We start from the raw sequence: 24,771 nt of genomic DNA on the forward strand, positions 1-24,771 counted from the left end.
TAAACCTCCAGATTACATCCTTGATTATACACCCTTCTGTTCACGAGATTCAAAGGGAAGGCGTCGACTACTAGGGCTACAGGTATTAAAAACGGTAAAGACGGCTCCGAATCCTGATCTACCGAGGGCGATCATCATGTCGGAGCCGTCTAATTAGATTAGCATCTTATACAAAGCACATTATCATATCAATGATGAATCAATATGAACCTGCGCCTTCAAATGTGCCATTAACAAAATCCATTTTGTTGTACTTCTCCTGGTTACCTGTAACATCTGTACTGTAGTACTCTACCACCTTGACATCGGGAGCATAAAACTTGACGGGTCCTTCATACGTGTTCCACGCTCCCCCATTGATTCGATATTGCGTTATTTTTACGCCCGAACCTTTGACTTCGTCCGTTGCCTGAAGTCTGAATGTAAATCCTTTGATGTATACCTTCCCGTTCACAGTATCTGTAATAGGAACTAATCTGTACTTGGTTACTGGAGGTGTAATATCTGCATCTTTCTTAAGTACGATATTAAACGTATTATGATCTCCTTGTACGAGGGTAACGTTCTGAGTCGATTTTAAGTACCCTGCTGCTTCACCCGTTATTGTTCTGGTGCCTGTTGGCACGCGCTTTATGAAATAATTTCCTTGAGCATCCGTTGTTGTTGTTGCCGAGCCTCCGGCATTAACTTTAGCTCCACTTACTGGATTGCCCGCCTCATCTACTACTTTCCCCCGCACATGTGCGGCTTCTGTCAAAACAACATCTTCGATTAAGGTTTTTCCAGCCTGAACATTCAAACGATCCTGTTCATAAAGCATATAATCCGCAGAATCTACCCAGATCGCAATGTTTGGATTGTAGTCAAAATCAAGCCCAGTAACGGCATACCGGCCTTGCTGATCTGTTTTAACCGGGCGATCCAAGGCTCCTGTTACTTTGACCAGGGCATCTAGAATCGGTTTGCCTGTTTGATCAGTTACAGACCCTACAATCGTAGAAGGTTCATATAGCTCGAAATTAACCAGAATCTGTTCCCCTTCTGACAAATAGTAGGTATTACGGTGCCTGTCTGTCACATAGCCCTCTGCTTCAATTATAAAGCTTATTTCCGTATAATCCTGGACAGACTCAAGTATAGAATAACTTCCATTGCCATCTGTCTTTACGCTTTTTTCAGTTTCTTCCCCTTGATATCTAAGGGAATACTTGATTGTGGCATCCTGGATAGGAAACCCTTCAAGATCAGTAACTTTACCTGATACACTTGCCTGGGTAGATGGATCGGCATAAGAAACTCCGGAATACATGATTCCAAACAAAATGAAACATAAAGATAGTGTACTTAGTCGAATTATCCATTTGATACTCGTCTGCATCTTCTCACTACACCTCACCATTTATTTTATTGGTCAAACATTCCTCTTTAACCTCTTAAATTAACTGACCATAAGTTCAAGCTTCCAGAATTCTCCGTCCCAAACATATTGCCAAATCCCCTGTCCACCGTTCATGGTCTCGCTGATATCCAGCACTTCCATCCGAGGGCACTCCCATACTTGTTTTACTGTGTTGTTCGAAGTATTCTGAAGCTCTTTCATACATCTCACCAACCTCTCTTTAAATTTCAACTTTCTTAGTTTATTACAAATGATACATTTTGTATCTATAAATTTCTGAAATACAATGATTTTATTATCAATGTGCTATCCTCTGTTTAGTGATTTCATAGTTAAATCAAAAAAAGCCGCAGCTCCTGTATAAATAGGAAATACGGCTTTAGTATATTAACTAATTCCAAAACTAAAACGAATGCAAAGATAAGACATAATTAAACTTGTACTTCGAAATCACTAACCGACTCACATTAAAAAAGATACATTTCGTATCGCATAATACAACAATAACTTCTAGTGTAATTCTTAAAAAGCATTAACAATATGATTCACAGAGACAATCTCTCCTGCTTGATCAAGCATTACGGCAATTACATCAAAACGGATCTGAAGTTCCGTCTCTCCCGTCATTTGCAAATAAACGGATGCGGTTGAACGCACCTGCTGCATTTTACGCATATCAACCGATTCCTGAGGTGTACCGTACTGAGCGGCTCCACTTCTGCTTCTTACTTCCACAAAGACAATCAGGCCCTCGCAGGAAGCAATGATGTCAATCTCACCGCTACGACAACGCCAGTTCTGTCTAATGATCCGATAATCGTGCTCTCGCAACCATTGACAGGCAGCCTCTTCACCTAATCGGCCTTTCTGCTGTCGTGTGAGCTTTAATCCTGGCTCCTGACCCAATCTACGTTCTACCATGACTCATTTTCCTCACGTCCTGAGGCCATGCGATCTGCACGGTAGACGTACGTTAGCACCTCTGCGACCAGTTGATACAGTTCTGCCGGAATCTGTTCATCCAGATCCAACTTGGAGAGTACCTCCACAAGTGCTGCATCCTCCTGAACAGCCACGCCGTTTTCTCTGGCTTTATCCAGAATGGCTTCTGCCACTTTGCCGCGCCCCTTGGCTACAACAACAGGCGCTTCGCTCTCTCCAGGGACATATTTTAGGGCAACCGCCTTTTTGGAGAGCAGGTCCGGTTGTGACGACTCGTCTTTCATACCTTCAAGTCCACCCCTTTGTATCGTTCAGGACTATAGTCCGAGGCCCTCGTTTTTCGTTCCGCGCCCGGTTCCTGTCCCACAGGCCACGGTTCCGCCTTGAAGGTCAGCAGTTGATAGCCCAGCTTGTCCAATGCCTGATGGATTACCTCTCGTCCGCTCTCCAGAAGCGGTCCCATTCCTTCGCGATCATTCAATACACGCAGACTGACAATGTTATTAACCACATGGACATCTACCAGAGTAGGCCCAAGACTTTTCATGTCCAGATCAAACCATAGACGGCAGTTGGACGCATCCAGCTCTCCACGAGATCCACGACGTGATTGAATCTGAACAGACGCCGTTTCTTCCCCGTCCGGTCCAGTGATTGGTATAAACCAGTGCATCTGTGCAAATGTAGCACTGCGATCTGTCGTCAGCAATAACTGCTGACCTGTCAGATATTGCACGGCCTGTCCGGCGGCATCCTTAAGCGCCGCCGGTGCACCTTCGCTGCTGGCAAGCTGCAGCAGCAAGCCCTTCAGCGTGTCCGCATTCGCCGGACTCGCCGCATCCCCCACGCGCGGCTGCGCTGCCGCGCCGTGAACGGCCTGCTGCTCGTGCTCCGCACCGAGCAGCTTCAGCACGCGCCCCACCCACGGGTCCCCCTCGTGGGTGACAGGCGCGTGCACTGCCGCAGCTCCCGCAGGTGCTGCGGCATTACCGCCAGCCGGCGGCGCATCAGCGCCGGCTGGCAACGGCTGCGGCACGCCTCCGGCAGCCGCAGCCGCCTGGCCGCCCTGCGATGCAGGGGCGGCCTGTGCTGCCGCACCAGGCTGTGCCGGTGCGGCAGTGGACGCGCTGCGCAGGGCGTCCAGCAGCGCCAGCAGCTTGGGCGCCAGCTGCGCAGCCGTAGGCGCTGCTGGCGCCCAAGCTGCTGCGGACGGCGTCCCCGCAGCAGCAGGCGTTTCAGCGCGGCCGTCAATCCGCACGGCCGCGCCTGCTTCAGGCTGGCCCGCAATTACACGGCCAGCCACAGATTCTGCTGCCGCCCCTGGTGTACCAGGGCGGCTCCCGACTTGGCCCGCGTCAGCCCCGCTCGGGCTCTCGCCAGGTATTCCGGTTCCAGACGGAATACCTGCGCCCCCTTTTCCAGCCGTTTCAACGTTGCTGGCAATTGCCTTGGCCCCGGCTTCAGCATTTCCTGTGCCTCCGCCGGTCTGCACGTTTCCTTTCACCGCAGTACCTGCATCGTCTGCCCCGCCATCCGTCATGGATATAGATCCTGCCAATGCGGCTTGTCCTTGTTGCGTTGACAAAGCAGGTGTTCCGGTTCCAGTCACCTGACGACCATTGCCTAGTGCAGCCAATCCTTCTTCCGTCTGTGATGCATTGGGTAATACAGGTGCGCCAGCCACGACTGCTGGTTTCAACGTAGCAGATTGTTCTCCAGGCAATAGTGGTTTACCAGTTGTTTGAGTCAGCATCGTTTCCAACTGGTCAGCCAACCCGCTTAACAACTGGTGCAGAGGGGGGCCAAAGACCGTCTGGTGTAATCCTTTTACTGTTTCCGCTGTAACCGGGAGACCACGCTGAAAAGCAATTCCCGTCGCCTGCACCCATTCTTCCACAGGTACCTGTGCAGGTTTAGCAGTCATCATATTCTGGACCATAGCCACATTATCCTTCGTTAGCGGCAATCCGCTACGCTGCATGGCAAGTAACAGTTCCCGGTTCCCTTTTGTATCCGGCAGTCCTACATCCTTAAGCAGGTTGTTCAGCGAAGCTTGTGGCAGCTCAGCAAGTGTACCCGTCATAGGTTTCATTACCGTTATGCCATTTTCACCTGGAGGCTGCACTTGAAGCAACGTGGTCTCACCCGGACGGAGTGGAGTCTCCAACTTGGCGCGCACTTGCACACCTTGAATCTGCAGAACTGCTTCTCCCCCATCATCGGATACACTAACGACGGAGCCACGAACCACCTGACCTTCCTTTAATTCAAGCGGTTTGGCATTGCCGGGCTTACTGTCTCCCATTAACCCCTTTATCATGGAACCGATATTCAAATCTCTCCCCCTCCTTTCTTCAAACCTGTGTTAAAACAAAGATTGCTGCTCTCCAAGCAGGTTGCCCAGAAAACTGCGCCGATGCATCGGGGTTGCCCCCAATGCCATAATTTGCTCCCGATGAACTTTTGTTGCATATCCTTTATGTATCGACAAACCATATTCCGGATATAACGTATCCCATTCTTCCTTACACAGCCGATCTCGCGTTACCTTGGCAATAATAGATGCCGCTGCGATCGATTGACTATTAGCATCACCTTTAATAATGGACAGTTGAGGTACATTCACATCCACCTTCTCGGCATCCACCAGCATATAATCAGGAGTTTCTCCCAATGCTTCAACCGCACGTTTCATCGCAAGTCTCGCAGCCTGCTTGATGTTAAGCCGATCAATTGTCTCTGCATCCGCGTACCCGATACCTACCGCCAGCGCTTTTTCCATAATGATGTCATATAATGCATCACGTTTTTTCTCCGTTAATTTCTTGGAGTCATTCACGCCTTCCAGAATGAGATCCTTCGGTAAAATAACCGCCGCTGCGACAACATCCCCAAACAAACAGCCCCGTCCTACTTCATCAATGCCAGCAATACGTTCAAATCCACTGTCCCAATACTCCCGCTCATAGAGCAACAGATCTCGAGGTTCACTGGCTTCTTTTTTCTTCTTTGGTCCAATCGGGGTATCCAGTAGATTCAACCCGATCTCTTCATTATTTTCAAACATAATACTCATCTCCTCTACCCACGCTTTTTCAGCATGCGTATCACTTACAACTTTTTTATAATATAGACGTAGATACTCTGTCTTTTGTTCTGTACAACCTGTCTCTCTCAGCAAAACTTTTCCTTGAGATTTACAATATAAAGATAGTGATGTCTTCATTTATCGGTATTTGATGGTTTAAATTGAATATATCAGACCTCGTCTAATTTAAATTGCACCACCATTTATCATAGCACGATTTAGATGCACCTGATATATAGGTCAGCCAATTCCATAAAGCGTACTGTTCTTCAAACCTCTTCCATTTTATCGTTTTCGACGTATGTTCCAGCTCTACTTCCGCGTTTGTATACACAAAAAACGACCGCTCCCGGTAATCCGGTAACGGCCGCTTCTTTCGGCACTTGTATATATGAAATGAACAGATAAAGATAATGATCTCCATCGTGTAGAGTCCATTTTTTTAATAGGGAGCTTCCATAGAGAAACGTCCCATTTTACCCGCTCGCAGTTCACGCAGAAATGCTCGTGATGCCTTTTCCAGATCAATACGTCCACCGCTTACAACGCAACCACGTATACGGCCGACTTGTTCCATAATCGCAATAACACTGTCTGAATCATCTGCATCCTTGGAGAACTCCTGAAGTCCGTATCTCTCTTCAAGGGCGTCCCAGTAATAACGCATCAGGTAACTGATTCCAAAAAAGGCGATATCCTCTGCATTCAAAATTTCCTCTTTGATCGCACCAGTTACGGCAAGACGATAACCTACATTTTGATCTTCGAACTTAGGCCAAAGAATACCTGGAGTATCCAATAACTCCATTTCTTTGCCTACCTTGATCCACTGTTGCCCCTTCGTCACACCAGGACGATCTCCTGTTAACGCAATACTCCGTCCAGCCAGTCGGTTAATCAGTGTTGATTTACCTACATTGGGAATCCCTACGATCAACCCGCGAACCGCACGAGGATTAATCCCTTTAGCAATTTGACGGTCAATTTTTTCTTTAAGAAGAAGCTTGGCCTGCACGGGAATATCTTTAACATTGGTTCCCGTCGAAGCATCTACAGGAAAAGCGGTAATTCCTTCTTTTTTGAAATATTCAATCCATTCTTGCGTCACTTTTGCATCTGCCAAATCCGATTTGTTCAACAAAATCATCCGGGGTTTATCCAGCAATATTTCGTCAATCATTGGATTACGGCTGGAGACAGGCAGACGGGCATCCAATAGTTCGATGACCACGTCGATGAGCTTTAACTTATCCTGAATCTGGCGTCTGGCTCGAGTCATATGACCTGGAAACCATTGTATCGTCAACTTGTCTTCACCTCATTATTTACTTCAATTTCAGTGGTTGATCCACTTAATCTCACCAATCGGCCAGAAAATCACATCTGCACGACCAATAATATCTTTTAACGAAACATAACCGATCATACGGCTGTCTGTACTATTTGGACGGTTATCTCCCATGACAAACACATGACCTGCCGGCACTTTGCCATCAGGGAACTGTTCATTCGGGAAATCCTTCACGTTATAGGTTCCACCATTTGCTTCAGCTGCATCAATGGCTCCTTGAATATACGTTTCATCAACCTTTTTACCGTTAACCATCACGGTATCGTCTTGAACCTCAACGGTATCACCTTCTACAGCAATAACACGTTTAATGAAATCTCGACCTTCGGATGGTACGTGGAAGACGATAACTTCACCGCGCTTCGGTTCTCTGATATCATATAAGATTTCGTTGACGATCACACGTTCACCCGTTTCAAAGTTCGGCTGCATGGACGGACCGTCCACAACAAACGGTTTGAAGAGCAACCACCGAATGAGAATGACGAGAACTAATGCGATAACAATGGCTTTAAGCCATTCAACAATTTCATTTTTGGCTTTTTTGGATCGACTGTCTTTCTCTTCGGCAGGATTGCCCCGGTCCTGTTGAACTTCTTGTTCCATTCAAGATCTTCCTCTCTTCACAGTACATGTTTATAGCAGTACACACATCCAGCATTCTGTATCGTTCCAATAACTCAATGGATGGATACAAAACATTCACATCAGTTATGTAATCTTACACCAAGCATTACAGTACATTTAATCCACAATTCAAATGCCTTCAAGAGGTTGTTCAAAAAGTCGGTACTGAAACCGGTCGTTTGAACACGCACTTCAATAACTGATTTTACAAGCCTCCCGGACTATTCCCCGCATGTGTTGCCATACCATTTTACTCGGAAGTGTACCTCCGGTTCAACTTTTCCCGGACAAAAACGAAAAGGGCTTGTCTCCAAGCCCTTCCCGGTATCCGTTATATTAACGAATTTCTTTAATTCTCGCTGCTTTACCGCGTAGTTCACGAAGATAATAAAGCTTCGCACGACGAACTTTACCACGGCGAGCCACTTCGATTCTATCGATTTTAGGGGAATGAAGCGGGAAAGCTCTTTCCACACCTACACCGTAAGAAATTTTACGAACTGTAAAAGTCTCACTGATTCCACCACCACGGCGTTTAATCACAACACCTTCGAACAATTGGATACGCTCGCGAGTTCCCTCGATTACCTTAACGTGCACTTTCAAAGTGTCACCAGGACGAAAACTCGGAAGATCCTTGCGAAGTTGTTCTTGTGTAATCGCTTGAACGATATTCATCTATGACTCCCTCCTTCCATACAGGCGTTCATACTTCTTCCAGAGATCACCTTGTCTCCTTCATCATCCATAGAGGACCGCCGTATTCCACATAACAGACTTATTGTATCACGCAGCATATCAAAACACAAGAGAAATTAAACAAGAGCCTATTGTTCAATCTGCCACTCTGAAACTCATCCATCACATGTTAACTTCATTCTAAAATACATTCTCCCACATGGACATATGGACAGTGAATCAACGCTCTCATCTGCAAGTCAACCTGATACAGGAAAAAATACTGTAACTTCCAGTGTAGTAATATCGTCTATGATATAACTTATTGACCACTTTAAAAGGAGAATCCCAAGACTTATGAAATATTGGAAAAAGATCACACTTGCCTTACTCGCCATGCTCACATGCTCCATTACACTATATTCATATGCCGTAACTCACCCAACGAATGCACTGTCACACAAAGCCTGCACATCCTGGGACATAGTCAAACGCAAAGCATTCGAGCTGTCACACACTGACTTCTCTAACCAATCTGCGCTGGATCGTTCTACCTTTAGGATTGAACAAGGTACCGCTACAGAAGTTCCTGTGCTGATGTATCATTACATAGAGCCCAAACTGAATAATCACGAGACAGATAATAAATCCATCATTAATCTGGAGGATTTTGAGCAAAATATGAAATACCTGCATGATGAAGGCTACCACACGATTACACTGGATCAGCTTGAGCAATATGTTAGCGGGAAGATTTCCCTGCCACAGAAGTCCATTGTGATTACCTTTGATGATGGATACCAGAACAATTATACATTAGCTTACCCTGTGCTTCAGAAATATAATTTTCATGCCTCGCTGTTTGTCATAGGCAGTAAAATTCAGGATCAACCTTCGGTATTTGAGCCCGCCATCAACAGTTTCATCTCCAAGCCAGAGATGCAGGCAGCAACCGACGTATTTGAGTTCAACAGCCATACCTATAACCTGCATCATAAGGGATTTATGCGCTGTGGGAACAGCGTACCTGTCGGTCTGGACACCAGTCTTCTGGATGATGATATCCAGCAAATGAAGGAAACCGGAATAGACACACCTTATTTGGCCTATCCTTTTGGTTATACCAGCACACAGATGATCTACAAGTTACAGCAACATGGATATCGCATGGCTTTTACCGTAAAGTCTGGATTTGTGCATCCAGGAGATCATCCCATGAGGCTGCCTCGCTTGACGGTCACGACAGGTACTGATTTGGCGACGTTGCTTCAACCCGAATCCAGTCCGCAGAACGAATTACCTGCATCGGAGAATGATCAGTAAAATCTAGATTTTAACTTCACCGCCCGGATACAGAGTCGAGCTATACAGCCTTTTGAGCTGAGGCTTGGCTCTTTTTGCATCGGTAAGTGATAATGTCATCGGAGAGCTGGAATAAATCACTGCTTCCTCTGCGTCATAGATGATGATCTGTTCTTTCCCCGTCTGAACCAGGTCTGCATGCACCGCATATCCCTCTTTCGGGAATTCAGTAACCGTTTTCATATCTCCATCTACCAAAGAAGGCAACACATCTCCACCTCGGCGATACGCCAAAATATAATCGAGTCCACCCTCATCCCAGTTACACACAGGCTCTATAATGGTTAACCAGCCCCGAGTTGTGCGGTTTTCTTTCCATATTTCTTTACCAGCGCTATCCAGCATGAACATTCCATCCTTACCATGCTCATCCCCCCGGACAATCCGGTCCAGACCTGCAATCTGTAAACCTTCCATTCCAGTACAAAAATGGCCTAACGCAATATGCTGTGATTCAATTGAATCTTCATAACGCCACTTCTCATTACCATAGCGGTCCATCATGACCGTGACACTGCCACCAATGACAACCTCGACTTGCCCATTACCGTCAACGTCTCCAAACCATATACAATCGGCATGATCATCAAGATTCTGACAAGACCATAATAATGTCCCATCATGATCCAGCATGTCATATCCGGCCATCACTTCATCTTTCCCATCTCCATCGATATCGTATAGCCATGGAAAATGTCCTGGATTCCCTTCATGCTTCCATAACAAATTAAAATCATGGTCGAGTGCCCATAAAGTCTTATAGCGGTCTTTCAGTATAATGTCCATTCTCTGCTGGTTACCCGTCAGGTTGGCGAGAATAATGCAGTCATGTGCTTCATCACCTGGCAGATCACGTGTTTCTTTGATCTCTCCGGTCCGGCCATCCAACACGAGAAATTGTTTGTCCATCACACACAATACTTCATTATTTCCATCTCCATCCCAATCTGCGATCTGAGCGGGATAGTCTGAACCCGGCCCCCCTGCATCGGGATCAGGAGTTCCAACTTGCCATAGTAATGTCCCTTCCAGATCAAACGCAGTCAAACAACATACCTGATGCGGGACATACCGATCGTCTATGCCCCCATCTGCCTGTACAAGCAACATTTCAAGTCTGCCGTCTCCATTCAGATCTCCCAAAAGCATTTTGCAGCGTTCTCCGGCTTCGCTAATATCTAGTCTGGTGATTTCATAAGGCTGATGATTCATAACCTTCCTCCTCAGCTTATCGTTGTTATTCAGATCCAGCTGAGTTCACCATAAAGAAAACCCCTTATTTTTACAACCCTATTATGTGGTCATGCAAAAAAGTTCAAAGCTGCAAAAAAGTGCCAACGTAATTAAAAGATTTAAATGAATGATTTTAAACCCACTCTAAAAACTCAAGGCGATTGCCAAAAGGATCATTTATATAGAAACGTTTCACACCTTCATCTGCCCTTGCTTCGTCATCGACAATATGAATTTGGTTATGAATGAGAAGATCACGCAACTGATCCAAATGTTGTACATGAAATGCCGGATGAGCTTTTCTAGCGGGAATAAAATCTTTTTGTACCCCAATATGCACTTGGTGTCTGCCACACTCGAACCATACACCACCCCGTTTTCTCAGAATTTCAGGTTTGGGAATCTCCGTCCAGCCTAACACGTTATTGAAAAAAAGACGCGCCTCCGCTTCACAAAATTCTGGTGCTGCGAGCTGAATATGATCAAGACCAATAATATTGTAAGTCATTCACACATCGCCTTTTGTTTCACTTAATGAAACTTAGTTTCATTATTTATACTTGTATTTTATAAAATATACTAATGAAAATCCAGTATTCTTTTCAATGTACACAAAAAAAGCCAACCTTTAGTATCAAGGTAGGCCCTTTCAAACTTTGGAAAATAATATTTCCGTGTTTATACGAAACATATACGATACATATACTTACTCTGTGCTATGTTTACGGTTTGAGTGTATCTTTTTCAACCAAATACGTTCTTTATCCGTCAAATCAGCCGTTTCCAACATCTCCGGTCTACGCTCTAACGTACGAAGCAAAGATTGTTCTCTACGCCACGCCTCAATGTTCAGGTGATGTCCTGACAACAGCATATCCGGTACTTTCATGCCCCTAAACTCGGGTGGACGTGTGTAGTGTGGGTATTCGAGTAGTCCAGTGCTGAATGAATCGGTTACTGCGCTTGTCTCATTGCCAAGCACACCGGGAATAAGGCGTACGATGCTGTCGATCGCAACCATAGCAGGTAACTCCCCACCCGTGAGTACGTAATCACCAATGGATAGTTCATCCGTCACGAGAAATTCGCGGATGCGCTCATCGTAACCTTCATAATGTCCACATATAAAAATCAGATGATCTTCCTGTACAAGTTCTTCTGCTTTTTTCTGTGTAAACGTCTCACCTTGCGGACACATTAAAATGATACGTGGAGCTTTCATCGATGCCGCAGCTTCTCCGCGTTGCTCCAGTACATCTTCAACAGCAGCAAAGATCGGATCTGGTTTCAGCACCATGCCTCCACCCCCACCGTAAGGAGCATCATCGACCGTATTGTGCTTATTTGTCGCATAATTACGGAAGTTGGTTGCACCGAGGGACACCAGCCCCTTCGTTTGGGCTTTACCCAGAATGCTTGCTCCGAATACGCCATCAAACATCTCCGGGAATAGTGTTAATACATCCACTTTCATGTTACAGCAGCCCTTCCATCAGGTGAATCTTCACTTGCTGCTGTTCGATGTCCACATCAAGTACTACATCATCAATAACGGGAATCAGCACTTCTTTACCTGCTGGCGTTTTGACAACCCATACATCATTGGCACCTGGAGTCAAAATTTCAGAGATGGTTCCAAGCGTTTCACCCTCTTCGGTGATAACCGAACACCCAACGATTTGATGGAAGTAGTATTCACCTTCCTCCAGCTCAGCCAAGTTCTCTTTTAACACTTTAGCCATGCCGCCTTTAAACTTCTCTACTTCATTAATATTGCCGTACTCTTTCAGACGAAGAATATACATATTCTTATGCAAACGTGCAGATTCCACGTTAACCACGACTGGATGATTATCTGGTGTAAAGAAAAACAACTCTGCATTTTTCGCGAAACGCACTTCCGGGAAATCGGTTAAAGGCATGATTCTCACCTCACCGCGAATTCCATGCGTATTGACGATTTTGCCTACATTCATAAAGTCTGCCATAAATCCTCCTACGAAATTAAATCAAACTAAACAGCTACTTCGACTCTCGTATGGTCGTTCCGGCGACGGTTCGTTCTTTCGATCGCTGTTACCCCCTCATTTTTCGAACTTACTTTAAAAGGTGAAAATGAGGTGATAAAGGCGAACGCTAACGCTTCTCCAGAATCGATCCCGTCCCCTGCACTGCTCCGAAGTCACTCATACCCAAATATATTTTAATTCAATATCTAATCCAACATATTAAGTTCAGCATGCACGAAAAGGGGCTAGGACATGCATCCTAACCCCCTTTCGTATATCTTTAAGATATGATATCAACGGTAACCCGTTTATCCATCTTAACTGCTGCTGATGTGACGACCGTACGAAGTGATTTCGCGATTCGTCCCTGTTTACCAATTACCTTCCCGACATCGTCAGGATGAACAGTTAACTCATAAACGACAAGCCGGTCTTTCTCAACCGTCCGAACCGTCACATCTTCCGGATGATCGACTAAAGCCTTAGCAATTATGCTTACTAATTCTTCCATAGATGACCCTCCGAATCAGCACTTTATTTAGATAATTTAGACTCGTGGAACTTCTTCATCACGCCCGCTTTGCTAAGCAAGTTGCGGACAGTGTCAGATGCTTGTGCACCGTTTTGAAGCCATGCCAATGCTTTATCTTCATCGATCTTAACAACAGCCGGTTGTTCAACCGGGTTGTAGTAACCGATCTCCTCGATAAAACGACCGTCACGTGGGGAACGGGAATCCGATACCACTACGCGATAGAAAGGAGCTTTGTGAGCACCCATACGTTTCAGACGAATACGAACTGCCATTTGAAAATTCACCTCCTTCAATGAAATCTGTATATGATCCAGCTTCGCTTAAATCAACGGAAAGGAAACTTCATTCCTTTACCCATACCTTTAAGCTGCTTCATCGCTTTATTTTTACCGCCGCCTTTAGGTCCCATCATATCCGAGAACTGTTTCATCATGCGGCGCATCTCATCAAATTGCTTGATCAGACGATTTACTTCAGCCAGAGATGTTCCGCTTCCGGTAGCAATACGCTTCCGGCGGCTATGGTTGATCATGTCCGGGTTACGTTTCTCTTCGGTCGTCATTGAGTAAACGATCGCTTCGATCCGGCCCATCTGTTTATCATCAACCTTCAGATCCTTGGCTTGTTTCATCTTGCCCATGCCGGGGATCATATCCATGATCTGATCGATTGGTCCCAGCTTTTTGACCTGATCCATCTGCTCCAGGAAATCTTCAAACGTGAATTCTGCATTACGCATCTTCCGTTCCATTTCCTTGGCTTTATCGGTATCAATGTTTAATTGTGCTTTCTCAATCAGAGATAACATATCACCCATACCGAGGATCCGTGAAGCCATACGTTCCGGGTGGAACGGCTCCAAAGCGTCAAGTTTCTCTCCAAGGGAAGCAAACTTGATTGGACAACCCGTAACTGCTTTGACGGAAAGCGCAGCACCACCACGAGTATCTCCATCCAGCTTTGTCAGGACAACCCCGGTCAGATTAAGTTGCTGATTAAAGTGTTCTGCTACGTTAACCGCATCCTGACCTGTCATGCTGTCTACAACAAGCAGTACTTCATCCGGATTCACTACGCTGTGAATCTGGCGAAGTTCTTCCATCAGTTCTTCATCAACATGCAGACGTCCAGCTGTATCGATAATAACATAGTCATTACCATTATCTTTGGCATGTTGAAGACCTTGACGTGCGATCTCAACAGGGCTTGTCTGATCTCCCAGTGTGAATACAGGCGCTTTGATCTGCTCGCCAAGTACTTGCAACTGTTTGATCGCTGCCGGACGATAAATATCTCCTGCAACAAGCAATGGTCTGCTGTTTTGCTTTTGCAGCATTTTAGCCAGTTTACCCGATGTGGTTGTTTTACCAGCACCCTGCAAACCAACCATCATCAGCACCGTAGGCGGTTTGTTTGCTTTAGCCAGTTTCGCTTGGCTTCCACCCATCAAATCCGTTAGTTCCTTGTTAACGATGTCGATGATGACCATTCCTGGCGTGAAGCTCTCCATCACTTCTTTACCAACAGCCTTCTCTTTCACCTTGGCGATGAATTCCTTGACCACTTTGAAGTTTACATCCGCTTCGAGCAATGCCAGACGTACCTCGCGCATAGCCTCGGCTACATCTTCATCAGACACCTTGCCTTTGCCGCGCAGCTTGCTGAACACATTCTGTAATCGGGTCGTTAATCCTTCAAATGCCATGATCCCACCTCCTTAAGCTTTAATACTGTTTTCAAGACCGATACGTTCCGCTCAGCCAATTTTCATTCACTAAGCTGAGCAACGATATCGTGTATTTGTTTGTTGTTATCAATGGAGACGCCTGCGCGTTCCAATGCATTTTTCAAATCTTCAAGATTGCGATTACGCCGTTCATGCTTTTCCAGCAAGCCCAGCTTGCTTTCGTAATTTTCCAGCACTTGTTCGGCACGCTTGATATGCTCGTATACCGCCTGGCGGCTGATCTCAAACTCGGCTGCAATTTCACCAAGTGAAAAATCGTCATGAAAGTAATACTTTAGAAAAGTCTGCTGTTTCTCGGTAAGTAACAATTCATAAAAAGCAAACAGCAAGTTAATTCGGTTTGTCTTCTCAAGCCGATTTTCTTGACTCACATCGGGGCACTCCCTTCGTCAAGGAAAAACACTTTACACTCTTGCAACGTTCCTAATAATACCTAAAACAAATCAGGTTGTCAAGCAAAAATACTTGTCACAATAAAAACAGCACTGATGATATGTTATTTCGATGTTTAACGGGTGGTTTATGCCCTTTTTCACTACAAGCAAATCCTGTCTGTATCTCTGCGACCCACCTCTATGTAGAAGAAAAAACGAATGCGTCTCAGTCCGTGGAGATGCATCCGTTTATGGTGTTCTAACGAAGTGGCGTCAGGTACAACAGTACCATAAAGAAATGAAGAATACTGCCTGCTAACACAAAGAGATGCCAAATCGCATGGTGGTACGGAAATCCACGCCATACATAAAAGAGCGTACCCAGTGTATACATCAGGCCTCCAGCAACCAGCAGCACAATGCCGCCTGTAGGAATGGCAGCCATAAGTGGTTGCCAGGCAATAACGATGAGCCAGCCCATCGCAATATAGAAAATCGTGGACATGAATAGAAACTTTTTCGTAAAAAATGCCTTAAAGATCACACCGAATAATGCGATACCCCAGATTATACCAAACAGGGTCCATCCAAGTGTACCGCGAACAGCAATAAATAAAAGCGGAGTGTACGATCCCGCAATAAACAAATAAATGGAAGAATGGTCAAAAATCTCAAATAAATCTTTCACTTTTCCATCTTTCCATGCATGCACGAGTGTAGAGCTTGTATAGAGCAGCAGCATGCTGATCCCATAGATCGTGAAACTGACCACATGCCAAGCCGTGCCTTTCATACTTGAAAATACAATCAATATCACCAGTGCAGCTACACTGAGTGCAGCGCCGATTCCATGTGTCACCGCATTGGCGACTTCTTCACGGCGAGAATAGGTATACGTATTGGCCATTTTCAACCGTCCTTTCTAACCCTTTAACATTGCCTGCTTTATTCCTCCATTATACACGTATTGCCAGTGACATTACACGTGACACTTATCACGTATATCACTGGCAATACGGTTAACATTATTAATTCATTCTATTGTTAATGATTCTAGGAATTAGCTTCCTCTTCTTCAGCACTTTCCGCTGGCTGTTCCTGGATTAATCCGGCGAACAAAGCATGCACAAATTGCTCCGAGTCAAACGGCTGCAGATCATCAATTTTCTCACCCAGTCCTACGAGCTTCACAGGCAAGTCCAGCTCCTGACGGATCGCAACAACGATCCCCCCTTTGGCTGTTCCATCCAGTTTCGTCAGTACGAGGCCAGTTACGCCGCTTTTCTCACCGAAAAGTTTGGCTTGGTTCAAAGCATTTTGACCTGTTGTTGCATCCAGTACCATCAGTACTTCATGCGGAGCATCCGGAATTTCACGCTGAATGACACGATAGATCTTGTTTAGCTCGTCCATCAGGTTAGATTTGTTTTGCAGACGACCTGCTGTATCACAGAGCAGAACATCCGCACCCCGTTGTTTCGCTGCCTGTACCGCATCATACATAACCGCTGCTGGATCAGAACCAGATTGCTGTTTGATCACATCGACACCGGCACGTTGCCCCCATACTTCCAGCTGTTCAATGGCTCCGGCACGGAACGTATCTCCGGCTGCCATGATGACTTTTTTACCTTGTTGTTTAAATCGATGTGCCAGCTTGCCAATCGTTGTTGTTTTACCAACACCGTTAACACCAACAAACAAAATGACGGTAATGCCATCCGGGTTCATTTTCAATTCGTTATTCTGTTCACCGCGAAGAAGACCCGTCAGTTTCTCGGACAATACAGGCTGCAGCTCAGCCGCATCCTCAATTTTGCGTTTTTTCACCTCAACGCGCAGGTCTTCGATCAGATTCATGACTGTATTCACACCAACGTCTGCTCCGATCAAAATCTCTTCCAGTTCTTCATAGAATTCTTCATCGATTTTTTTGCGGCGGATTACGAGATCCGACACTTTTTCCACTAACCCTTTACGTGTCTTTTCCAATCCATCCTTGAACTGTTTGGTGACCGACTCCGTTTTGCTTGCAATGCTGTCTCTAAGCTTTTTAAAAAAACTCATAAAGCCCCTCCATCGTGTACATAATCTAAGCGCTTTTGCAAAAATGCTCAATCTGAATGATTTTCAATGATTACAATGAGTTCGTTTGTCTCGCAGGTTTGGATCAGATCAGGCAATTACTGCTTCCTCATCTTCCAGTTTAACCGAAACAAGCTTGGATACTCCGCCCTCTTCCATTGTAACACCGTACAGCACATCTGCCTCTTCCATCGTACCTTTACGATGGGTAACAACGATAAACTGTGTCTGTTCGGAGAATTCACGCAAGTACTGGGCAAAACGTACCACGTTAGCTTCGTCCAGTGCTGCCTCTACTTCATCCAACACGCAGAATGGTACAGGTTTCACATGCAGAATAGCAAATAATAAAGCCATCGCCGTTAAAGCCCGCTCCCCACCGGATAACAGTTGCAGGTTTTGCAGTTTCTTGCCTGGTGGCTGAGCCACGATATCTATTCCCGTTTCAAGCAAGCGCTCCGGGTCCATCAGAACAAGGTCAGCACGTCCCCCGCCAAACAACTTGCTAAACACGGTACCGAACTCACGGCGGATGGCATCAAACGTAATCTTGAATCGCTTCGCCATCTCGTCTTCCATTTCCCGAATAACCTGATACAACGTTGTTTTAGCTTCAACCAGGTCATTCTTCTGTTCACTCAGGAACTCGTATCGCTCATTGACTCGCTGGAACTCCTCAATCGCTCCCAAGTTCACATCACCCAGGGCGGATATACTGCGCTTCAGCTTCTGTACCTCTGCCTGTGTATGCTCCACGTCTTCCGGCACGGGATAGCGCTCTTTGGCCAGTTCATAGCCCAGTTCGTATTCATCCGTCAGTTTTCGCAGTATATTTTCCAGCTCAACATCCAGCCGGTTCACGGAAATTTCCGTCTGTCGCATCTGCTCTTCCACAGCTTTTAACTGCGTGCGCTGTTCCTTCGTTTCGCTCTCGGCAAACTCAAGCTTTTTCGACAACTCACTTCGGGCAGCACGTTTGAAGTCCAACTCCTGGGAAGCTTCCGCTTTTTTCAGCTTGTACTGGTTCAGATCTTCAATCTGTTTAACACTCTCGGTCTGTGTTTTCTTGAGATCTGCTTCCATCGAAGCCAGCAACGTACGATTCTGACGAAGATCTTTCACCAGCGACTCCACTTCCCGCTCCAGACGTCGCAATTGTTCCCCATTGGAGAATCGCTCCTGATCAAGCTTGCCTTCGCGCACTTTCAATTCGGTGAGTTGGCTCTGCAATTCTTCCTTCGCGGATTCATTGGCTTTCCGAGCAAACTCAGCTGCATGAATGGCACGATGAGTCGCTTTTTCTTCCTCTTCAAGCTGCTCCAGCTTCTTCACAGCGACGATGCGAGCCGTATCCAGCTCTTTGATCTCTTCGGTAAAGCCGCTCTTCTCCTGCCCGGCAACGGCAACCTGTTCAAGCACATGGCGAAGCTCATGCTCTACCTGTTTCATTTCCATCGAAGCCTGCTGTTCTGCATTTCGGGTATCATCACCGGACTGACGAAGTTCATCCAGTTTGTCCTGACACTGCTCCAGTTGAACTTTTACATCATCCACACTGCGATGCAGTTTCACGATTTGATTTTCCGTATCCAAAATATCCTGGTCGAGCTGGTCCAGCTGCCGTTTCCGGCTGAGCAGACTCACATTTTTCTTGTGCTGGCTACCACCTGTCATGGAACCACCCGCATTGACCACGTCACCTTCAAGCGTCACAACCCGGAAACGATACTGGCAGCGAGCCGCAATTTTATTCGCAACCTCCAGCGTTTCGGCAATAATAACATTACCGAGCAAGCTGCCAATGATTGAAGCATATTTGGATTCGAATTGTACAAGATCAGCACCGATCCCCACAAAACCCTCCATACCTTCGATCATGGAACGTTCAGCCGCTCCAATGGCACGAGGACGAATGACATCCAAAGGCAGGAACGTTGCACGCCCCAACTGGCGTTGCTTCAGAAAAGCAATTGCCTGTCTGGAAACTGATTCATTTTCCATGACCACATGTTGCAAGGATGCTCCCATTGCTGTTTCTACCGCAAGTTCGATCTTCTCGGGAACTTTAACGAGTTCAGCCACAGCTCCATGAACACCGCTCAGCGTACCTTTACGCGAAGCTTTGAGGACCTCCTTGACACCCAACATGAATCCGTCAAAATCATCCTGCATCTCTTTCATCGTATCGCGGCGGGAGACTTGAGCTTCACGCTTCTGTTCCCATTTACGGACCGTACCCCGACTTTCTTCGAGCAGCTTCTGCAACGACTGGAGTCGTTCACTTTCCGTAATGTAACCACCACGTAGATCACTGATTTCTTTGCCCAAACGAACAACTTTTTTCTCAATGTCCGCTTTACGACTTTCCAGTGTCTCTTTTTGATCTTCCCATTTGCCCGATTCCTCAGCCGCGCGATTCATTCTGCGCTCCAGCGTTTCTTTCTGCTGGTCCACGTAACGAATTTCATTGCGTGTCTGAGCCATCTGATTCATCAGTTCCAGCAAGTTGCCTTTGAGGCTTTCCTCTTGCTGTTGACTAATGCCACCTGTAACACCGATGAGTTTGGCTTCTTCCTGAGACAACTGATTTCTCACATCATTCAGTTCATGCTCAAGTTTGCCAAACTTCTCACGCAGTGCAAGCAGTTCGGTTTCCCGTTCGCGATGTCTCTCTTCACTGGCAGCAAGTGTTACTTTGAGTTGCTCCTGATTTGTTTGCAGATGGTGGGAGCGCTCCTTGAGCAATTCTCCAAGCCCTTCACTTTTCTCTGTCGCTTCACTGAATTGTAATAAAGCGGCTTGCAGTTGCTCTGTCTCTGTTTCCAGGATACGCAGCGCATTCCGATCATTTTCGAGCTTGGCATCATGCGTAGAGACAATTGCCGCCAGTCCAACCTCTTCCTGTTTTAGCGATTGCAGGCGCTCATTTGCCTTACTCCAGGAAGCATGAATCTGTTCGATCTGGTACACATACATGGAAATTTCCTGCGATTTGAGCTGAGAACGAAGTTCTTTATAGTGGATCGCTCTCTCCGATTGTTCCTTCAGCGGACCAATCTGATCTTCCAGTTCAGTCACCAGATCATGAATACGCAACAAATTCTGCTCTGTCTCATCCAGTTTGCGCGTCGCATCCCGCTTGCGGGATTTATATTTAACGATACCTGAAGCTTCTTCAAAGATACCTCTGCGATCCTCTGAACGGGTACTCAGAATCTCTTCGATTCGCCCCTGTCCAATAATCGAGTAGGCTTCCTTACCGATGCCGGTATCCATAAACAACTCCGTGATATCCTTCAAACGACAAGATTGCTTGTTAATAAAATATTCACTATCTCCGCTGCGATGTACACGACGAGTCACCGTCACCTCACCGAAATCCAATGCAAGTGCGTGATCCTCGTTATCGAGTGTTAGCGACACCTCACCGAAATTAACGGCCTTCCGTGCGTCACTGCCTGCAAAGATGATATCTTCCATCTTGCCACCACGCAGCGACTTGGCACTTTGTTCCCCCAAAACCCAGCGAATTCCGTCCGATATATTACTCTTTCCACTTCCGTTCGGACCTACAACAGCCGTAATGCCACGAACGAACTCCATCTCCGTTTTGTCGGCGAATGACTTGAATCCACCCAATTCAATCCGTTTTAAAAACATAGGGTTTCTCGTCACCTCCTCTTGCAAATTTCAAGTATTGCATTCAAGCGCCTAAATAAAATGAACCATTGCTATTACACATGATCACTCCAATTGCAGTACCATCCTCCGATCGCTCTTATCCCCAGATTTTCTTGATTCCCTTATCCAAGGGAAAAATCCGTTGATAAATGCGGAGCGTATGCTTCCGATGTAGCTTTCTTTCAGAAAGCTTTTAGCGTTGCTTCTTCGAATTGGTTCTGCACTCTTCGTTTTGTGTAAAATAACGTTCACTTATTTAGTTAACGGTCAGGTAACCTTCTCCTGAACCTCTTTACAAAAAAAAGAGCAAAAAGCAGTCCGGCCGATTACTTCCGCCGGGGCGGACCCGCGGGCTGCTCTTTGCTCTTCGTTTGTCTATGCGCTATCGGTTAAGCTCCGGCTTCCGGAAGCTTCAGTCGATCAAGTGCTGCAGATGCAGCCTGTTGTTCCGCTTCCTTTTTGGAACGTCCTGTACCTCTGCCAAGCCGTTCTTGACCCATATGGACCTCCGAGACAAACTCACGTTCATGGGCAGGTCCCCGTTCCTCAACGATACGGTATTCCAAAGCTCCCATATTGTGATGCTGAGTAAGTTCCTGCAGTTCCGTTTTGTAATCACTCATTTGCAGCTTGCTGCCCAATACGATTAATGGGAAGACATGCTGATCAAGAAATGTCCGAACAGGCGCAAGCCCCTGATCCAGATACAATGCACCAATGAAAGATTCAAACACATCCGCCAGCAGAGCCGGCCGTGTCCGTCCTCCAGTTAGTTCCTCACCTTTACCAAGAAGTACATACTGCCCAAAACCCAACACTTCAGCAAATTTGACGAGGGAAGGCTCACAGACAATGGATGCCCGCAGCTTAGTTAATTCACCTTCCGGACGGTTAGGATACAAATGATACAAGTACTCCGATACAGTCAGTTCCAGCACGGCATCGCCCAGAAACTCCAGGCGCTCGTTGTCCTGATGCTGACTGAACCGGTGTTCGTTTACATAAGAAGCATGGGTAAACGCTTGTTTTAAAAGCTGCCTGTTGTCAAATTTGATTTGAAGTTTATGTTGTAACTGCTTCAGATCTTCACTCAAACGAACTAGCCCCTTATGCTTCAAATTTTTTGAGAATAATGGTGGCATTGTGACCGCCGAATCCAAATGAATTGGACATGGCAATATTAACTTTGGTTTGACGTGGAACATTTGGTACATAATCCAGATCACATTCCGGGTCCTGATTTTCCAGGTTAATCGTTGGAGCCAGCGTCTGATGTGTCAGTGACAATCCGCAGATAACCGCTTCTACACCACCAGCAGCGCCAAGCATGTGGCCCGTCATGGATTTAGTGGAACTCACGGCGAGCTTGTACGCATGATCACCAAACGCCTTTTTGATCGCAAGCGTTTCGGATCTGTCGCCTACAGGCGTCGAAGTTCCGTGTGCATTAATGTAGTCCACTTCTTCAGGCTCAATACCTGCATTACGAAGTGCCATCTTCATGCAACGTGCTGCTCCATCCGGATCTGGTTCTGTCATGTGATGTGCATCACCTGTCAGACCGTAACCGATCACTTCACCATAAATGCGTGCACCACGTTTTTGAGCATGTTCCAGGGATTCCAGAATCATAACACCAGCGCCTTCGCCCATAACAAAACCATCACGTTCTGTATCAAAAGGACGGCTTGACTTGGCAGGATCATCATTACGTGTAGACATTGCGCGCATCGCACAGAACCCTGCAAGACCCGTTGGTCTGATTGTTGCTTCCGCACCACCACAGATCATGGCATCTGCATCACCATTGGCAATCAGCTTGAAGGAATCTCCGATGGAGTGTGTACCTGTTGCACAAGCGGTAACAACGTTAATGTTAGGACCCTTAGCACCAAGAGAAATGGACATTTGGCCTGAAGCCATGTTGGAGATCATCATGGGAATAAAGAATGGGCTTACCCGTTTTGGACCTTTTTGCAATAATGCATTATGTTGGTCCTCCCACGTACCCAATCCACCAATACCTGATCCGATGGATACACCGAAACGCTCTGCATCAATATTCTCGTTAATTTTCAGACCACTGTCTTCAACGGCTTTGAAGCCAGCTGCCACAGCGAACTGTACAAAACGATCCATTTTGCGAGCATCCTTGCGATCCATATATTCTTCCGGGTTGAAATCCTTGATCTCGGCTGCAATCTGTGTCGTGTATTCACTAACATCAAACGCCTCAATCTGAGAAATTCCGGACTTTCCTGCCATTAAACTGCCCCAGAACGTTTCCAAATCTTTTCCGAGCGATGTCATTACGCCCATTCCGGTAATTACTACTCTTTGTTTCAAACCGAGTCACCTCTATATCGACTGCATTACGCAAGTATTTTGTGGGAATATCCGCAAACAGACATCTATTCAACCAAGATAGGCTTGCTTAAGTAGAGCTGCTTGCGGAATGAGAAAAACCAATGAATGATGAGAAGTCCCGCCTGTTCGAAAACATGTGCGGGACTAAAAATGACTTTAGGTATGAGATTGTATGTAGTTTACAACTTCACCTACGGTCGTGATTTTTTCTGCATCTTCATCAGAGATTTCCAAATCAAATTCATCTTCCAATTCCATGACCAATTCCACTACATCCAAAGAATCAGCACCCAAATCTTCTTTGAAAGATGCTTCAAGTGTAACTTCAGCTTCGTCTGCGCCCAAGCGGTCGACGACGATGCGTTTTACACGCTCCAATACATCGGACATCCGGTTCACCTCCTTCTTTGGTATTATACGAGAATCGCAGGCAAAATGCCATAGAAGACATATGCGGCTCCCGGCCGGGGAACCCGGCCTTTCTCCGGCATTTCGGATCGTCCAGCGCCTGTTCCCCGACTATTGTTCAAGTCCGGGAAGAATTACATGTACATGCCACCATCGACATGCAGCGTCTGCCCTGTCATATAAGATGAAGCCTGTGAAGCCAGGAACGTGACTACACCGGCGATTTCATCCGGCTGACCCAAACGGGACAACGGAATACCACTTAGCATACCGTCCACCAGCTCCTGGGACAACTCTTTTGTCATATCTGTCTCAATGAAACCTGGTGCAACACAGTTAACTGTGATTCCACGAGAAGCCAGTTCACGAGCAGATGCCTTTGTCAGGCCAATGACTCCTGCCTTGGCAGCAACATAGTTCGCTTGTCCAGCATTACCGAGCACACCTACAACCGAGGAGATATTGATAATTCTTCCCGACCGTTGTTTCATCATTGGACGTGTAACCGCCTTAAGGCAGTTAAACACACCTTTGAGATTGGTTTCAATAACCTGATCGAATTCTTCCTCTTTCATACGCATGATCAGATTATCACGGGTAATACCGGCATTGTTCACCAGAATATCAACGTTGCCCCATGCTTCGAGTGTAGCTTTGACCATTTGTTCAGCTTCATCCATCACGCCAACATTGGCTTGAAGTGTAATCGCCTTGACTCCTTTGGCACGAATCTCTTCCGCCACTTCCTCAGCTGCCGCTTGGCTACCCGCATAATTCACGGCTACGTTCGCTCCAGCTTCTGCAAGTGCCAGTGCAATACTCCGCCCAATGCCCCGGGATGCACCGGTAACGAGTGCATTTTTACCTTCTAATGGTTTAGACATA

General features: G+C 46.3%; 25 protein-coding genes. 1 reads left to right on the plus strand and 24 read right to left on the minus strand.

Annotation, left to right across the window (positions count from 1 at the left end; all coding sequences use genetic code 11):
- Positions 1-199 precede the first annotated feature (199 nt).
- The 9 genes from ACDJ59_RS14895 to rplS all read right to left on the minus strand — a co-directional run bounded on the left by ACDJ59_RS14895 (position 200) and on the right by rplS (position 8,085).
- The gene (locus ACDJ59_RS14895) at positions 200-1,378 is read right to left on the minus strand and encodes a carboxypeptidase-like regulatory domain-containing protein (protein WP_413409647.1); all 1,179 of its coding nucleotides are present in this window, start codon (positions 1,376-1,378) and stop codon (positions 200-202) included.
- A 60-nt stretch (positions 1,379-1,438) separates the two neighbouring features.
- The gene (locus ACDJ59_RS14900; protein WP_139331839.1) at positions 1,439-1,600 is read right to left on the minus strand and encodes a paeninodin family lasso peptide; all 162 of its coding nucleotides are present in this window, start codon (positions 1,598-1,600) and stop codon (positions 1,439-1,441) included.
- Between the two features lie 321 nt (positions 1,601-1,921).
- Entirely contained in the window at positions 1,922-2,320 is a 399-nt protein-coding gene (locus ACDJ59_RS14905; protein ID WP_100529387.1) for a YraN family protein, read from the minus strand.
- Positions 2,314-2,625 (minus strand): EscU/YscU/HrcU family type III secretion system export apparatus switch protein, encoded by a 312-nt coding sequence (locus ACDJ59_RS14910; RefSeq protein WP_036609395.1) that lies wholly within the window; start codon positions 2,623-2,625, stop codon positions 2,314-2,316. The genes ACDJ59_RS14905 and ACDJ59_RS14910 overlap by 7 nt, the downstream gene beginning before the upstream one ends.
- A complete protein-coding gene (locus ACDJ59_RS14915) occupies positions 2,622-4,676 on the minus strand; it encodes a DNA ligase (protein WP_413409648.1) in 2,055 nt (684 codons plus the stop codon). The genes ACDJ59_RS14910 and ACDJ59_RS14915 overlap by 4 nt, the downstream gene beginning before the upstream one ends.
- 30 nt (positions 4,677-4,706) lie before the next feature.
- Positions 4,707-5,408, minus strand: a complete 702-nt coding sequence (locus ACDJ59_RS14920; RefSeq protein WP_091017327.1) for a ribonuclease HII — start codon at positions 5,406-5,408, stop codon at positions 4,707-4,709.
- A 463-nt stretch (positions 5,409-5,871) separates the two neighbouring features.
- A complete protein-coding gene (ylqF, locus tag ACDJ59_RS14925; protein WP_036670353.1) occupies positions 5,872-6,735 on the minus strand; it encodes a ribosome biogenesis GTPase YlqF in 864 nt (287 codons plus the stop codon).
- 30 nt (positions 6,736-6,765) lie between these two features.
- Entirely contained in the window at positions 6,766-7,386 is a 621-nt protein-coding gene (gene lepB / locus ACDJ59_RS14930) for a signal peptidase I (RefSeq protein WP_336765000.1), read from the minus strand.
- Positions 7,387-7,743: 357 nt separating this feature from the next.
- Positions 7,744-8,085 carry a 50S ribosomal protein L19 gene (gene rplS, locus ACDJ59_RS14935; protein ID WP_017689212.1) on the minus strand — a complete coding sequence of 114 codons (342 nt, stop codon included), beginning with the start codon at positions 8,083-8,085 and terminating at the stop codon, positions 7,744-7,746.
- A gap of 357 nt (positions 8,086-8,442) precedes the next feature.
- Between rplS and ACDJ59_RS14940 the strand changes: the two genes are divergently transcribed.
- Positions 8,443-9,408: a polysaccharide deacetylase family protein gene (locus ACDJ59_RS14940; protein WP_413409649.1), complete on the plus strand. Its 966-nt coding sequence runs from the start codon at positions 8,443-8,445 to the stop codon at positions 9,406-9,408.
- Between the two features lie 3 nt (positions 9,409-9,411).
- On the opposite strand, the gene ACDJ59_RS14945 is transcribed toward ACDJ59_RS14940, so the two are convergent.
- From ACDJ59_RS14945 to fabG, 15 genes are all read right to left on the minus strand, one after another.
- Complete coding sequence (locus ACDJ59_RS14945) at positions 9,412-10,659, minus strand: hypothetical protein (RefSeq protein ID WP_413409650.1); 1,248 nt, start codon at positions 10,657-10,659, stop codon at positions 9,412-9,414.
- Positions 10,660-10,813: 154 nt separating this feature from the next.
- Positions 10,814-11,188, minus strand: coding sequence for a glyoxalase (locus ACDJ59_RS14950; protein WP_413409652.1), 375 nt, complete (start codon positions 11,186-11,188; stop codon positions 10,814-10,816).
- Between the two features lie 198 nt (positions 11,189-11,386).
- Positions 11,387-12,154, minus strand: a complete 768-nt coding sequence (gene trmD / locus ACDJ59_RS14955; protein ID WP_413409654.1) for a tRNA (guanosine(37)-N1)-methyltransferase TrmD — start codon at positions 12,152-12,154, stop codon at positions 11,387-11,389.
- 1 nt (position 12,155) lies between these two features.
- Positions 12,156-12,668, minus strand: a complete 513-nt coding sequence (rimM, locus tag ACDJ59_RS14960) for a ribosome maturation factor RimM (protein WP_413409655.1) — start codon at positions 12,666-12,668, stop codon at positions 12,156-12,158.
- A 301-nt stretch (positions 12,669-12,969) separates the two neighbouring features.
- Complete coding sequence (locus ACDJ59_RS14965; protein ID WP_017689218.1) at positions 12,970-13,200, minus strand: KH domain-containing protein; 231 nt, start codon at positions 13,198-13,200, stop codon at positions 12,970-12,972.
- A gap of 23 nt (positions 13,201-13,223) precedes the next feature.
- Positions 13,224-13,496 (minus strand): 30S ribosomal protein S16, encoded by a 273-nt coding sequence (gene rpsP, locus ACDJ59_RS14970; protein ID WP_017689219.1) that lies wholly within the window; start codon positions 13,494-13,496, stop codon positions 13,224-13,226.
- A 53-nt stretch (positions 13,497-13,549) separates the two neighbouring features.
- Positions 13,550-14,929, minus strand: coding sequence for a signal recognition particle protein (gene ffh / locus ACDJ59_RS14975; RefSeq protein ID WP_017689220.1), 1,380 nt, complete (start codon positions 14,927-14,929; stop codon positions 13,550-13,552).
- Between the two features lie 62 nt (positions 14,930-14,991).
- A complete protein-coding gene (locus tag ACDJ59_RS14980) occupies positions 14,992-15,342 on the minus strand; it encodes a putative DNA-binding protein (protein WP_413409656.1) in 351 nt (116 codons plus the stop codon).
- Positions 15,343-15,604: 262 nt separating this feature from the next.
- Positions 15,605-16,252 (minus strand): PAQR family membrane homeostasis protein TrhA, encoded by a 648-nt coding sequence (trhA, locus tag ACDJ59_RS14985; protein ID WP_413409657.1) that lies wholly within the window; start codon positions 16,250-16,252, stop codon positions 15,605-15,607.
- A gap of 146 nt (positions 16,253-16,398) precedes the next feature.
- Entirely contained in the window at positions 16,399-17,412 is a 1,014-nt protein-coding gene (ftsY, locus tag ACDJ59_RS14990) for a signal recognition particle-docking protein FtsY (RefSeq protein WP_036609455.1), read from the minus strand.
- A gap of 108 nt (positions 17,413-17,520) precedes the next feature.
- Positions 17,521-21,090, minus strand: a complete 3,570-nt coding sequence (smc, locus tag ACDJ59_RS14995; RefSeq protein ID WP_413409659.1) for a chromosome segregation protein SMC — start codon at positions 21,088-21,090, stop codon at positions 17,521-17,523.
- Between the two features lie 410 nt (positions 21,091-21,500).
- Positions 21,501-22,205, minus strand: a complete 705-nt coding sequence (rnc, locus tag ACDJ59_RS15000) for a ribonuclease III (protein WP_036609458.1) — start codon at positions 22,203-22,205, stop codon at positions 21,501-21,503.
- Positions 22,206-22,218: 13 nt separating this feature from the next.
- Positions 22,219-23,457 (minus strand): beta-ketoacyl-ACP synthase II, encoded by a 1,239-nt coding sequence (fabF, locus tag ACDJ59_RS15005; RefSeq protein WP_036609459.1) that lies wholly within the window; start codon positions 23,455-23,457, stop codon positions 22,219-22,221.
- A 177-nt stretch (positions 23,458-23,634) separates the two neighbouring features.
- Entirely contained in the window at positions 23,635-23,868 is a 234-nt protein-coding gene (gene acpP / locus ACDJ59_RS15010) for an acyl carrier protein (protein ID WP_024630176.1), read from the minus strand.
- Positions 23,869-24,020: 152 nt separating this feature from the next.
- The gene (gene fabG / locus ACDJ59_RS15015) at positions 24,021-24,770 is read right to left on the minus strand and encodes a 3-oxoacyl-[acyl-carrier-protein] reductase (protein ID WP_413409660.1); all 750 of its coding nucleotides are present in this window, start codon (positions 24,768-24,770) and stop codon (positions 24,021-24,023) included.
- Between the last annotated feature and the right edge of the window lies 1 nt (position 24,771).

The sequence above is a fragment of the Paenibacillus amylolyticus genome (assembly GCF_047302515.1).
Taxonomy (GTDB): Bacteria; Bacillota; Bacilli; order Paenibacillales; family Paenibacillaceae; genus Paenibacillus; species Paenibacillus amylolyticus_G.